Consider the following 12,226-nt stretch of genomic DNA (forward strand, 5'->3'; position numbering starts at 1 on the left):
CGACCGCCCGGCCTCAGCCGACGATGCCGAGGCCCTCGAGCACCACCGCACCCGGAAGCTCCGCGAACACCTTGCCCGGCACGATGAGCTTGCCGCGGCGGCTGCCGCTGCCGATGAGGACATGCGGCAGGTCCACGACGGCCGCGTCGACCAGGAGCGGCCAGTCGGCGGGCAGGCCGATCGGGGTGATGCCGCCGTACTCCATGCCCGTCGCGCCGGTCGCGGTCTCCATGGGCGCGAACGAGGCCTTGCGTGCGCCCAGTTGGCGGCGTACCACGCCGTTGACGTCGACCCGGGTGCGGGAGAGCACGAGACAGGCGGCGAGGCTGGTCTCGCCTGCGCGCTTGCCGGCCACCACCACGCAGTTCGCGGACGTCTCCAGCAGGTCGGGGCCGTAGTGCTCGACGAAGACGGCGGTGTCGGCGACGGCCGGGTCGCTGTCGACGTAGAGCAGTTGTTCTGCGGGCACGGTGCCGCGCCAGTGGCGTACGGCGTCTGCGACGGGCTGGGTCAGCAGGTCCAGGCTGTCGGGAGCGGTCCGGACGTCGTCGAAGTTTCCGATGGGTGCACGCATAACCGCACGCTAACAGCCGCACCGCGAGCGGCGACCGGCACACCGAACCCGCGGCAGGACCCGGCCGAGCCCACGGCAGCGGCCCGGCACATCAGACCGCCTCAGCGCACCGCCGGCACCGAGACGGTCATCGTCATCTCCAGCGGCTCGTCGCCGTCGTTGCGGTACGCGTGCGTGGCGTTGGCCTCGAAGGACGCGCTCGTGCCCGTCGGTACGGCGTACTCCGCGCGGTCCACGACGAGGGTGAGCTCGCCCGCCGTGACATGGATCAGCTCGACGGTTCCGGCAGGGTGCGGGTCGGAGCTGCTGCCTTCCCCCGGCATGAGCCGCCACTGCCACATCTCCAGCGGACCCGGGGCCTCCATACCGGCCAGCAGCCGGTTGAAGCTGCCCGCCTCGGTGTGCCACAGGCGCACCGCCTGCTCGGGCGGGACGATCCGGACCTTGGGCCCCTGTTCGTAGTCGAGCAGGGTCGTGATGCTGACCCCGAGGGCGTCCCCGATCTTGACGACGGTGCCGAGGCTGGGGTTGGTGCGGGCCTGCTCGATCTGGATGAGCATGCCGCGGCTGACTCCGGCGCGGGCGGCGAGGGCCTCCAGAGTGAAGCCGCGCTCGTTGCGACAACGCTTGACGTTGCGCGCCAGGGACTGAGTCAGCAGGTCGAGATCCGACACGTTCCGTCCAATATTCTGGATGACAGAGTTCAATCTAATGAACTACGGTGGGGTGCAACCGAGGTTCACTGCACTGTACTGCGAGGTCGACCATGACAGCACTCTTCGCCCTGGCCACCAGCCTCCTGTGGGGCCTGGCCGACTTCGGCGGCGGGCTGCTGACGCGACGCCTTCCGGCCCTCACCGTGGTCGTCGCCTCGCAGGCGATCGCCACGGTCGTCCTCGGCGTGATCGTGATCGCGACCGGCGCCTGGAGCGAGGCAGGGCCGCAACTGTGGTTCGCCGCCGCCGCGGGCCTGGTCGGTCCGGTCGCCATGCTCTCCTTCTACAAGGCGCTCGCTCTCGGCCCGATGGGTGTCGTATCGCCGCTCGGCACCCTGGGTGTCTCCGTCCCGGTGGGCATCGGGCTGATCCTCGGTGAGCGGCCCGGACTGCTGCAGTACGCGGGTATCGCGGTGGCCGTTGCCGGGGTCGTGCTCGCGGGCGGGCCGCAGTGGCGCGGGGCGCCGGTGCAGCGGCAGGCGATCGCCCTGACCCTGGTCGCGGCCTTCGGCTTCGGCACGGTGATGGTGCTGATCGCCGAGGCGTCGACGACGATCGCCGGTCTCTTCCTGGCGCTGTTCGTGCAGCGCCTGACCAATGTGATCGCGGGCGGCACGGCCCTGTACGCCTCCGTGCGGCGCGGCGGCTCGGCGCTGCCGGAGGGGGCCGGATGGCGCACCCTTTGGCCGGCGGTCCCGGCGCTGGGCTTCGTCGGTCTGGCGGATGTGGCGGCCAACGGCACGTACTCGCTCGCAGCCCAGAACGGTCCCATCACGGTGGCCGCGGTCCTGGCCTCGCTCTATCCGGTGGTCACCGCTCTCGCCGCGCGCGGTGTGCTCAGTGAGCGGCTGCGCGGCGTACAGGCGGCGGGGGCGGGCCTGGCTCTGGTCGGTACGGTCCTACTGGCGAGCGGCTGACTCGACTGACGCCGCCGGCCCTCAAGCCGACGTGCCGCCACCCGACTCCACAACCGGCGCAGCTTCGCCCGGCCGCACCTCCGGAACACCCCCGCCGAGCCCCGACACCGTCTCAGACGAGTCCTCCTCAGGATCGGGACCCGCCTGCAGCTCCGCCAACGCCCGCAGCTGCTCCGGAGTGACCCCCTCCGGAATCGGCACCGGGGCGGGAGTGCGCAGCGGCGGCTGCCAGCCCTGGTCCGGGTCCCAGCGGCGTACGACACGGGCCGGTGCGCCGGCCACGACCGCATGGTCGGGGACGGATCCGCGTACGACCGCGCCCGCCGCGACCACCACGTTGCGGCCGATCCTCGCGCCCGGCAGGATCACCGCCCCGGTCCCGATCCAGCAGCCCGGACCGATCTCGACCGGCTCCATCCGCGGCCACTGCTTGCCGATGGGCTCGTGCGGGTCGTCGTACGAGTGGTTCGTGGACGTGACGTACACGTAGGGCCCGAAGTAGCAGTCGGAACCGATGGTCACCGTCGTGTCGGCGATGACGTGGCTGCCGCGGCCGAGCACCACACCGTTGCCGATGCGCAGGATGGGGTCGGGCCCGAGGTCGAGGTCGGGCATCAACCCGGCCGTCAGGGTGACCTGTTCGCCGATGATGCAGTGGTCACCGAGATGGATCCAGGGCTCGCCGAAGACGGTCCCCTGGGGGAAGGCAAGCCTCGTGCCGTGTCCGAGCGTGCCGAAGCGGAGGCTGCCCGGCCGCTCGGCGGTGACGGCACCCGTCCGCTGCACCCACGCCCATCCCACATGGACGGCGCGCTGCGTGACGCGGCGCCGCCACGCGGTCAGGGACGAGAACATGTTCTTGCTTTTCGGCACCCGCTCACGGTACTCAGCGGGAGTACGAGCCAGAGGGCGAACAGCTGTGATCTTCACCCCACGCCGCCGGACTTCACACCGCGTCGGTCTCCGCCGGACTCCGCGTTGCGCCCGATCAGCCCTCGTCTGAGCGTTCGGCTCAGCCCTCGTCGTCCGAGAACGCCTCTCGGTGCCGCTTCGCCAGCTCCACGTACACGGCGGCGTTCAGCTTGATGCCCTCGAGCTCTTCGTCGGTGAGGCTGCGCTTGACCTTGGCGGGCACGCCCGCGACCAGCGAGCCGGGCGGCACCTGCATGCCCTGCGGAACGAGCGCCTGGGCGGCGACCAGCGAGCCCGTGCCGATTCGCGCGCCGTTCAGCACCGTGGCGCCCATGCCGATGAGGACGTCGTCCTCCACCGTGCAGCCGTGCAGGACCGCGTTGTGCCCGACGGACACCCGCTCCCCGATCGTGACCGGGAAGCCCGGGTCCACGTGCACGGTGGAATTGTCCTGGATGTTGCTGTCTGCCCCGAGGACGATCGGGCCGCCGTCTCCGCGGAGCACGGTCTGGTACCAGACGCTCGAGCCCGCGGCCATGACGACGTCGCCGAGCACGACGGACGTCGGAGCGACGAAGGCGTCCTCGGAGACCTTCGGCTCCTGTCCGCCGACTCCGCGGATCAGCGCCTGCCCCGCCTGGTGCCCTTGCCCCGACCGCCCTGCCTGACCTGTCACTTCCGACTCCTTACCGCTGGTACGCCGCGCCGAGAGCACCGTAGGGGACACGGGCGCGTACGGGCGCCCGCTGGGGCGAAGATCACAACGGGCTGGGTCGGGCGCCGGCGATCAGTCGCCGGCCGGGACCGGCTGAGGCTCGGTGGAGTCCGCCGCCTGCGCCGTCCCGGCCGCGGCCTTCTTCGTCTTCCGTTTGAGGATCAGCATCGAGAGGAGGCCGATGGCCAGGGCCACGACGAGGCCGAGCCACGAGAACCGCTTCAGCCACGACTCGGCGACGATCCCCACGTAGTAGATGACCGCGGTGGTGCCGCCGGCCCAGAGAATGCCACCCAGCACGTTGGCGATCAGGAACTTCCAGTACGGCATGCGCAGGACGCCGGCGAGCGGGCCGGCGAAGATGCGCAGCAGGGCGACGAAGCGGCCGAAGAACACCGCCCACATGCCCCACTTCTCGAAGGACCGCTCCGCGGTCGCGACGTGGCCTTCGCTGAAGTGCTTCGGGAACCTGCGGCCGAGCCAGGCGAGCAAGGGCCGTCCGCCCTTGCGCCCGATCGCGTAGCCGATCGAATCACCGATGATCGCGCCCGCGGTGGCGCAAGCGCCGAGGACGACCGGGTTGATGTCCCCGTGCTGGGAGGCGAGCAGCGCGGACGAGACGAGGATGATCTCGCCCGGCAGCGGGATGCCCAGGCTCTCCAGGCCGATGACCACACCCACCAGGGCGTAGATGCTGACCGCCGGCACCGTCTCGAGCCATTCCTGGACGTGCAACGCCGGTCCCTCCCGTTCTGTGCGTCGACCCGGCCTGCGCTCCCACTTCCGAGCGCGCGTGCGGGCAGCCTACCTGCTGGCCCCCGTCACCCGACCCCCACGGAGCCCTGGAGGCACCCTGACCACCGTCGCCGCCGCGCCGCGGGCGCCGTGACGTCAGCCGTTGGGGCGGAGCGTCCACACAACGGACATCTCGCCCGTGACGGCGCCGTCCTCGCGCTGGATCGCGATGGACACCGGGAACTCGGGCCGCTTCCCGGCGTCGAGCTCGGCGATCACGTCGGCGGCCGGTCGGCCGAGGGTCGCGGTCGCGGTGACGCGCCCCATGGCGAGCTTCTTGTACGCGATGTCGGCGCTGACGGCGAGCGGCACGGCCCGGGTCAGCTGGTCCCCGAAGGCGGCGAGGACGATCGTCCCGCTGGCGGTCTCGCCCAGTGTGAACATCGCGCCGGCGTGCGGTCCGCCGACGTGGTTGTGGTAGTCGCTCTGGTCCGGCAGGGCCACCACGGCCTTCTCCGGCGAGGTCTCGAGGAACTCGAGGTTCATTGTGCGGGCCATCGGCACCGTGGCGGCGAGCATCTCGCCGATCGACATCTGGTCAGCGCTCATGAGGCCGAATGTTACCCACGGGTAGCGCTCCTTGGCCAGGGATGAATCACCATCCGCCACCGTCACGGCGGCGACGGCTGAACGCACCCTGACTGCCGCTCCCTTGACGGCACGTCACATTCCAGACGGCACGGGCACAGGGCAGTTCGCGCATCGGCCGGGATCCGGTACGTCACTGGCGAAGAGTGGTGACCAAATCGTTCCCGGGCGCGGCTAGGGTTACGGTCCATGTGGCCAGGACAGCAGCCGCCCGGGGGCGAGCAGAATCCGCAGGACCAGAACCCGCAGGGTCAGCACGCGGGGGGTCAGGACCAGCAGGGACAGCAGCACAACCCGTACCAGCAGCCGGGGTACCAGCAGCCGAACCCCTATGCGCAGCAGCCCGGTTACGCGTCGCCCGGGTACCCGCAGCCCGGGACCCCGCAGCCCGGATACGCGCAACAGCCGTACGCAGCCCAGCAGCCCTACGGGCAGCAGCCGGGGCAGCAGTGGGGGACTCCGGCGGTGCCGCCCGGCCCGCCCCAGCCGCCGCGTGACGACGCCAGGGCGACGAAGATCACCGCGATCGTCGCGGCCACCGCCGTCGTCGTGGCCGCAGGCGTCACCGGCTTTCTGGTCCTGGGCGGCGACAAGGACGACTCCGCGGGACCCGGCCCGGCGAAGTCGTCGGCGGCGACCAAGTCCGCGGAGCCCACCGCCACGGACGCGACCGGCGGAGCAAACCCGCGCGACAGCGACGACATCAAGCCGACGATCCCCGGCTGGAAGGTCGTGGTGAACCCCAAGTGGGGCACCGCCTTCGACGTACCGGCGGAATGGACGGTCAAGTCGTCGGGCCTCTTCATCGGCTTCGAGGACGAGAAGAAGGGGGACGGTTCAGCGCTCATCGGCATGTCGGCGCCCGCGTTCCTCAAGGAGAAGTGGTGCATCACCGACTCGGACAAGGACGGGCGCACGGAGGACAGAGAGCTCGCCGCGGCGGGCACCAAGGGGCAGAACGGCGCCAAGAACACCGAGGACGTCGCCCGTAACGACTCGGCGTGGTGGGTGTTCGGCGGCTACACCGATCAGAAGGATGCCGACAAGAAGAAGCTCAAGATAGGCAAGCCGGAGTCGTACACGACCACGGCCGGCATCAAGGGCAGCGTCGCGACGACCTATTCGACCGGGGTCGAGAAGACCAATAAGTGCGCCTCGGACGGCAAGGCCACCACGTTCGCCTTCAAGAACTCCAAGGGCGACTTCGTCTCGTGGACGTTCTACGGCGCCAAGGGCGTGAGCGAGGAGGTCCCGGACGCGACGGTGAAGAAGATCCTCAGCACGGTACGGCTGAGCGGCGAGCCCGAGGAGGGGTGATCCGGGGGGGCGACCGGGGAGAATCTCCGGCCGCACACCCGTATCGTCGAAAAATCGGTTTGGCAAGTCGGCCCGGCGGCGGCGATAGTCCCTCGGTGAAGACTGCCGCCGCCTCTGCCTCTCCGAGACGTCTCCGCCGCCCCGACTGGGCGGGCCGCAACTACACGCTGCTGACCGCCGCCGCGGTGGTGACGAACCTGGGCAGCCAGGGCGCGCTGATCGCGGCGGCGTTCGCGGTCCTCGACGCGGGGGGCGACGGCGGCGACGTGGGTCTGGTGGCCGCGGCCCGCACGCTCCCCCTCGTGGTCTTCCTGCTGATCGGCGGTGCGGTCGCGGACCGGCTGCCGCGGCACCGCGTGATGGTCGCCGCCAACGCCCTCAACTTCGTGTCGCAGGGTGCGTTCGCCGTGCTCGTCCTCGCCGGCGACCCGCAGCTGTGGCAGATGATGCTGCTGACCGCGCTCGGCGGCACGGGCCAGGCCTTCTTCAATCCGGCGGCCGAGGGCATGCTGATGTCGTCCGTCAGCGGGGAGCAGGCCGGCCGGGCGTTCGCGCTGTTCCGCATGGCGATGCAGGGTGCAGGGCTGGGCGGCGCGGCCCTCGGCGGGGCGATGGTCGCGGCGGTCGGTCCTGGCTGGGTGCTCTTGGTGGACGCGGTGGCGTTCGCGGTGGCCGGGGCGCTGCGGGCGTTCCTGGACGTGAGTCACATTCCGCCGCGCGAGCCCGGCGGGGGCATGCTGGCGGATCTGCGGGACGGCTGGCGGGAGTTCGTGGGACGGCCCTGGCTGTGGTCGATCGTCGCTCAGTTCTCGGTCGTGGTGGCGGTCGTCGGCGCCGCGGAGTCGGTCTTCGGTCCGCTGGTCGCCCGGGACGAGCTGGGCGGGGCGGGGCCGTGGGGTCTGGCGCTCGGCGCGTTCGGGGCGGGCACGGTCGGAGGTGCGCTGCTGATGATGCGGTGGAAGCCGCGGCGACTGCTGTTCGCCGGGACCCTGTGCGTGTTCCCGCTCGCCGCACCGTCCGCCGCGCTCGCGGTGCCGCTGCCCGTGGCCGGGCTGGCCGCGGTGATGTTCGTCAGCGGCGTGGCCATCGAGGTGTTCGGCGTGTCCTGGATGACGGCCCTGCACCAGGAGATCCCCGAGGACAAGCTGTCCCGCGTCTCGGCCTACGACTGGTTCGGCTCGATCGCCATGGTTCCGCTGGCCACCGCCCTGGCGGGCCCGGCGGAGAGCGCCTTCGGGCGTACGGCGTCCCTGTGGGGCTGCGCGGCCATGGTGGTCCTGGTCACGGCGGCGGTGCTGTTCGTACCGGACGTACGGAACCTGCGGCGGCGTACGACGGAGGTCGTGCAGGCTGAGGGCGCCGGTACCGGGACTGCCGGCCCCGGTACCGGGTCTGTTGGTCGGGCCGAGGCCGGGGACGGGGCTTCGGATGACGTGCCGGGAGCGCGGGTCAGCCCACGCTGAAGGCGCCGGCCGGTGGTTCGGGCGACGCCACCGCGTCCTCGTCGCGTACCGGTGCCGCGTCCCCGATGAAGGCGCGCAGGGCGGGCCCGTGTTCGACTCGTGCGGGGAAGGCGTCGGCGGCGGTACGCCGGGACAGTGACACGATGTCGATCGGCTCGTGCGACGCGACGAGCACGGCGTTGCCGAAGCGACGGCCTCGTAGGACGGCCGGCTCGGCGATCATCGCGAGCTCCGGGAAGACCGCGGAGAAGGTTGCGAGTTGGGAGCGGAGGAAGGCGAAGGGCGCGCCGTCGGCGAGGTTCGCCGCGTAGAGGCCTCCGGGCCGCAGCACCCGCTCGGCGGCGCGCGCGTACGCGAGCGAGGTGAGGTGCGCGGGGACGCGTGACCCGCCGAACACGTCCGCGACCAGGATGTCCACGGAGGCGGGTGGGGCGCTTTCCAGCCATGCGCGGGCGTCCGCGCCGTGCACCGTGATGTCCGCGCCGTCGGGGAGGGGCAGGTGTTCGGTGACGAGCGCGAGCAGGGCGCGGTCGGCCTCCACGACCTGCTGACGTGAGCCGGGCCGGGTGGCGGCGAGATAGCGGGGCAGGGTGAGCGCGCCGCCGCCGAGGTGCAGTACGTCGAGGGGGCGGCCCGGTGCCCCGGCGGTGTCGAGGACGTGCCCGAGCCGCTGCGCGTACTCGAACTCCAGGTGCGCCGGCTCGTCGAGGTCCACGTACGACTGGGGCGCCCCGTCGACCGTGAGCAGCCACGCCCGGTCCCGGTCCACGTCGGGAAGGAGTTTGGTGACGCCGTGATCGACGGGGCGGGTGACGGGTATCGGCTCTTCCACGGCTCTATTGTGCGTCCCGCCCGCGTGTGTCCCGCCCACTGGACGTCCCGCCCGCCGGCGCGAGGGGCGCTGCCTCGGCCTGGTGGAGCCGGACGCGCGCGTGCCCTGCGAGCGGTGGGACGCCCACGGCGGGTCCTTGCGAGCGCGGGTACGCACGCGTGGTGCCCCTGCCGTGGCGTCGCGCCCGCTGCGGCGTATGCGGGAGCGGGCAGCGGCATTCGCCGGCCGGACTGTGGGCTCCGCCGGCCGTACCGTGCACCGACCGGTTCGTCGGCTCCCGCCGGCCGCCGTCAGACGGCCGCTGGGGCGGGCGGGACCGCGCCGGCCCGCACGCGCGCGTGCCCCTGCCTCGCGCGGCGTGGTCACCGGATGGCCGTGGTGTGCCCGTCCTGCGCCGTACGGGAGACGGGCACACCAGAGACCGGCAGAACGGACCGTCGACACCGGCCGACCGGACACGCGAGCCGGTCGGCCGGACCTCGACTCCTGCCGACCGGACCTCAACTCCTGCCGACCGCCGTCAGACGACCGCCGGAGCGGGCGGGGCGGGCGGGACAGCGCCCGCATCGCCGACCGTCGTGACCGTCCCGGCCCCCACCGTGCGTCCGCCCTCGCGGATGGCGAAGCCGAGGCCCGGCTCGAGGGGGATGTCGCGGCCCAGTTCGACCGTCATGGTGACGGTGTCGCCGGGCCGGGCGACCGCTGTCGCGCCGAGGTCGATGTCGCCGACCACGTCCGCGGTACGAATGTAGAACTGCGGCCGGTACCCGGTCGCGACGGGCGTCGTCCGGCCGCCCTCGCGCGCCGACAGGACGTACACCTGCGCGGTGAAGCGACGGCTGGGCGTGACGCTGCCCGGTGCGGCGACGACGTGGCCGCGGCGCACCGCGTCGCGCGGCACGCCGCGCAGTAGCAGCGCCACGTTGTCCCCGGCCTGCGCCTCCGTCATGGGCTTGCCGAAGGTCTCGAGGCCGGTCACCACGGTCTCGGTGTCCGCGCCGATGACCTGCACGCGGTCGCCGACCCGCACCGTGCCCCGCTCGATGGCGCCGGTGACGACCGTGCCGCGGCCCGTGATGGTGAGGACGTTCTCCACGGGCAGCAGGAACGGCGCGTCCACGTACCGCTCGGGCATCGGGACATACGTGTCCACGGCGTCAAGGAGCGCCTCGATCGCCGCCGTCCATTGCGGGTCGCCCTCCAGGGCACGCAGGCCGGACACCCGCACGACTGGCACGGACTCGCCGCCGTACCCGTGCGCGGACAGCAGCTCGCGGACCTCCAGCTCGACGAGGTCCGTCAGCTCCGGGTCGCCCGCGTCGGCCTTGTTGAGGGCGACGACGATGTGGTCGACGCCGACCTGGCGGGCGAGCAGTACGTGCTCCGCGGTCTGCGGCATGATCCCGTCGAGCGCGGAGACGACGAGGATCGCCCCGTCGAGCTGGGCCGCGCCGGTGACCATGTTCTTGACGTAGTCGGCATGGCCGGGCATGTCGACGTGCGCGTAGTGACGGGTGTCGGTCTCGTACTCGACGTGCGCGATGTTGATGGTGATGCCGCGCTGGGCCTCCTCGGGCGCGCGGTCGATGCGGTCGAAGGGCACGAAGGTGCCGGTGCCGCGCTCGGCCAGCACCTTGGTGATGGCGGCGGTCAGGGTGGTCTTGCCGTGGTCGACATGGCCCATGGTGCCGATGTTGAGGTGCGGTTTGGTGCGCACGTATGCCGTCTTGGACATGGCTGGCTGTGGTTCCTCTCCGGAACGCGTAAGCGATGGTCCCGACGCGCGTGATGGGCGCGGAGTCGGGACGTGGACCCCAGGGCCTTGCCGACCCTCCCCCTGCGGGGTCCGCCGGACTGTCCGGGAAGGGTCAGCTTCGGGCGCCGTCGAGGGGCGCCGCGGCAGCTGCGACTGCGACAAGGGCGGCCGCGGCTGCGGCAGTTGCGGTGTCGGTTGCGACACCGGCCGCCGCGGATGCGGCTGCGGTGGCGGCGACGAGGGCAGCCTTCGGCGCGTCCGCGACTGCGGACGGCGCTGCGAGGAAGGCGTGCCGGAACATGTCGTCGATCATGGCTCAGGCGCCGTCGGCACGTCGACCGAATTTTCGCGGGGCGGGGGTGCTGCCCGTGCCATGCGCTGAGGTGACGGCGGCTCAGGGGACGTGAGGCCGTGGAGAGCCGCACGGTCGCTGCCTGCGCCCGGGGCGAGGGCGGGGAGGGCAGCGGCGAGCCGGCCGCTGGGCCCGCCCGCGGACCGCGCCTGCGGATCGCGGCCGGTGCCGGTGCCGGTGCCGGTGCCGGTGAGTTCACTGCGACCGGTGCGGTCGGTGTTCCCGATCCTGTGACGCTCGTGAGACGCACCATACGGCTTTTGCTCACCTGGGTCGGTTAGTCTCCCCGGATGCTCGACCCCGCCGCCGGCCGACCAGCCGGCCTCGCCACCACCCGCCCCGCGGACGGGCCCACCGGCGATCCCGCAGGCTCGAACGGCACGAGCGCGAACAGCACGAGCGCATCGACCCTGCCCGTCGCGGGCCTGGTGGACCTCGCCAGCGCCCGGCCTGCCGATGTCACCGGCGCCCGGCCCGCGGTCTTCGCCGCACCTGGCCCGGTGGGCCTCGCAACCCGCAGTATCAGGGTGCTGTTGTCCCCGTGGGCCCGGCTGTCCCTGTTGGTCGTGCTGCTCGCGGCCGCCGCCACGACTGTGCTGCTGTTCGAGCCGCAGCGGTTGCTGGCCGACGGCTGGCCGCCGCACCTGAACGGCGCGGCCGCGGTCGTCGTCTTCGCGGTGGCGTACGGCGTGTGCACCGTCGCCTTCGTCCCGCGGCCGCTGCTCAACCTCGCGGCGGGCGCCCTGTTCGGCTCCCAGCTGGGGCTCGGCGCCGCGCTCGCGGGCACGGTGATCGGCGCGGGCGCCGCATTCGGGCTCGGCCGTCTGCTGGGGCAGGAGGCGCTGCGACCGCTGCTGCGGGCCCGCTGGCTCAAGGCCGCGGACGGTCAGCTGAGCAGGCACGGCTTCCGGTCGATGATGGCGGCACGGCTCTTCCCCGGCGTGCCGTTCTGGGCCGCCAACTACTGCGCGGCCGTGTCCCGCATGGGCTGGCTGCCGTTCCTGCTCGCCACGGCGCTCGGCTCGATCCCCAACACGGCGGCGTACGTGGTGGCGGGCGCCCGCGCCTCCACACCGACGTCGCCCGTCTTCCTGATCGCGATGGGGTTCATCGCGGTGACGGGTGTGGCCGCGGCCGTCTTGGCGTGGTGCAAGCGCCACCGCCTGCGCGGGCACTGAGCCATAGGCAGGCAGCGCCGAGGGGCTGCCTGGCATCCGCGGCCCACCGCGGAACCAGGAACACACGAACGGACGAGCGAAGGCGGACCGCGATGACGCGGAGCCGCAGAG

13 protein-coding genes are annotated in these 12,226 nt (G+C 72.3%); 4 read left to right on the plus strand and 9 right to left on the minus strand.

The window, feature by feature from the left end; genetic code table 11:
• Positions 1 to 13 precede the first annotated feature (13 nt).
• Together ABT009_RS09125 and ABT009_RS09130 are read right to left on the minus strand one after the other, a co-directional pair.
• The gene (locus tag ABT009_RS09125) at positions 14 to 574 is read right to left on the minus strand and encodes a YbaK/EbsC family protein (RefSeq protein ID WP_351291168.1); all 561 of its coding nucleotides are present in this window, start codon (positions 572 to 574) and stop codon (positions 14 to 16) included.
• A 101-nt stretch (positions 575 to 675) separates the two neighbouring features.
• Complete coding sequence (locus tag ABT009_RS09130; protein ID WP_351291170.1) at positions 676 to 1,248, minus strand: helix-turn-helix domain-containing protein; 573 nt, start codon at positions 1,246 to 1,248, stop codon at positions 676 to 678.
• 92 nt (positions 1,249 to 1,340) lie between these two features.
• On the opposite strand from ABT009_RS09130, the gene ABT009_RS09135 reads away from it, so the two are divergent.
• A complete protein-coding gene (locus ABT009_RS09135; protein ID WP_351291172.1) occupies positions 1,341 to 2,207 on the plus strand; it encodes an EamA family transporter in 867 nt (288 codons plus the stop codon).
• Positions 2,208 to 2,228: 21 nt separating this feature from the next.
• On the opposite strand, the gene ABT009_RS09140 is transcribed toward ABT009_RS09135, so the two are convergent.
• From ABT009_RS09140 to ABT009_RS09155, 4 genes are all read right to left on the minus strand, one after another.
• Positions 2,229 to 3,080, minus strand: coding sequence for an acyltransferase (locus ABT009_RS09140; protein WP_351291174.1), 852 nt, complete (start codon positions 3,078 to 3,080; stop codon positions 2,229 to 2,231).
• Between the two features lie 139 nt (positions 3,081 to 3,219).
• Positions 3,220 to 3,795 carry a gamma carbonic anhydrase family protein gene (locus ABT009_RS09145; protein ID WP_351291176.1) on the minus strand — a complete coding sequence of 192 codons (576 nt, stop codon included), beginning with the start codon at positions 3,793 to 3,795 and terminating at the stop codon, positions 3,220 to 3,222.
• 111 nt (positions 3,796 to 3,906) lie between these two features.
• On the minus strand, positions 3,907 to 4,569 hold the full coding sequence (locus ABT009_RS09150) for a DedA family protein (RefSeq protein ID WP_351291178.1): 663 nt from the start codon (positions 4,567 to 4,569) through the stop codon (positions 3,907 to 3,909).
• Positions 4,570 to 4,725: 156 nt separating this feature from the next.
• Positions 4,726 to 5,178 carry a DUF4442 domain-containing protein gene (locus ABT009_RS09155; RefSeq protein ID WP_351291180.1) on the minus strand — a complete coding sequence of 151 codons (453 nt, stop codon included), beginning with the start codon at positions 5,176 to 5,178 and terminating at the stop codon, positions 4,726 to 4,728.
• A 228-nt stretch (positions 5,179 to 5,406) separates the two neighbouring features.
• Here ABT009_RS09155 and ABT009_RS09160 point away from each other — a divergent pair, with 228 nt between their 5' ends.
• A complete protein-coding gene (locus ABT009_RS09160; protein ID WP_351291182.1) occupies positions 5,407 to 6,534 on the plus strand; it encodes a DUF8017 domain-containing protein in 1,128 nt (375 codons plus the stop codon).
• A 95-nt stretch (positions 6,535 to 6,629) separates the two neighbouring features.
• Positions 6,630 to 7,997: an MFS transporter gene (locus tag ABT009_RS09165; protein ID WP_351291184.1), complete on the plus strand. Its 1,368-nt coding sequence runs from the start codon at positions 6,630 to 6,632 to the stop codon at positions 7,995 to 7,997.
• Here ABT009_RS09165 and ABT009_RS09170 read toward each other — a convergent pair.
• From ABT009_RS09170 to ABT009_RS09180, 3 genes are all read right to left on the minus strand, one after another.
• Positions 7,984 to 8,829 (minus strand): spermidine synthase, encoded by an 846-nt coding sequence (locus ABT009_RS09170; protein ID WP_351291186.1) that lies wholly within the window; start codon positions 8,827 to 8,829, stop codon positions 7,984 to 7,986. The two genes, ABT009_RS09165 and ABT009_RS09170, sit on opposite strands and share 14 nt — an antisense overlap.
• Before the next feature lie 520 nt (positions 8,830 to 9,349).
• Positions 9,350 to 10,564, minus strand: coding sequence for an elongation factor Tu (gene tuf / locus ABT009_RS09175; RefSeq protein ID WP_351291188.1), 1,215 nt, complete (start codon positions 10,562 to 10,564; stop codon positions 9,350 to 9,352).
• 133 nt (positions 10,565 to 10,697) lie between these two features.
• Positions 10,698 to 10,898 carry a hypothetical protein gene (locus ABT009_RS09180; protein ID WP_351291190.1) on the minus strand — a complete coding sequence of 67 codons (201 nt, stop codon included), beginning with the start codon at positions 10,896 to 10,898 and terminating at the stop codon, positions 10,698 to 10,700.
• A gap of 329 nt (positions 10,899 to 11,227) precedes the next feature.
• On the opposite strand from ABT009_RS09180, the gene ABT009_RS09185 reads away from it, so the two are divergent.
• Positions 11,228 to 12,115, plus strand: a complete 888-nt coding sequence (locus ABT009_RS09185) for a TVP38/TMEM64 family protein (RefSeq protein WP_351291192.1) — start codon at positions 11,228 to 11,230, stop codon at positions 12,113 to 12,115.
• Positions 12,116 to 12,226: the final 111 nt, after the last annotated feature.

It is taken from the genome of Streptomyces sp. NPDC002896, assembly GCF_040295225.1.
Taxonomy (GTDB): domain Bacteria; phylum Actinomycetota; class Actinomycetes; order Streptomycetales; family Streptomycetaceae; genus Streptomyces.

Coding starts and splice junctions, on each gene's coding strand:
- tuf (WP_351291188.1), bottom strand. CDS start 10,564: ATGTCCAAGACGGCATACGTGCGCACCAAACCGCACCTCAACATCGGC.
- ABT009_RS09125 (WP_351291168.1), bottom strand. CDS start 574: ATGCGTGCACCCATCGGAAACTTCGACGACGTCCGGACCGCTCCCGAC.
- ABT009_RS09185 (WP_351291192.1), top strand. CDS start 11,228: ATGCTCGACCCCGCCGCCGGCCGACCAGCCGGCCTCGCCACCACCCGC.
- ABT009_RS09155 (WP_351291180.1), bottom strand. CDS start 5,178: ATGAGCGCTGACCAGATGTCGATCGGCGAGATGCTCGCCGCCACGGTG.
- ABT009_RS09135 (WP_351291172.1), top strand. CDS start 1,341: ATGACAGCACTCTTCGCCCTGGCCACCAGCCTCCTGTGGGGCCTGGCC.
- ABT009_RS09160 (WP_351291182.1), top strand. CDS start 5,407: ATGTGGCCAGGACAGCAGCCGCCCGGGGGCGAGCAGAATCCGCAGGAC.
- ABT009_RS09180 (WP_351291190.1), bottom strand. CDS start 10,898: ATGATCGACGACATGTTCCGGCACGCCTTCCTCGCAGCGCCGTCCGCA.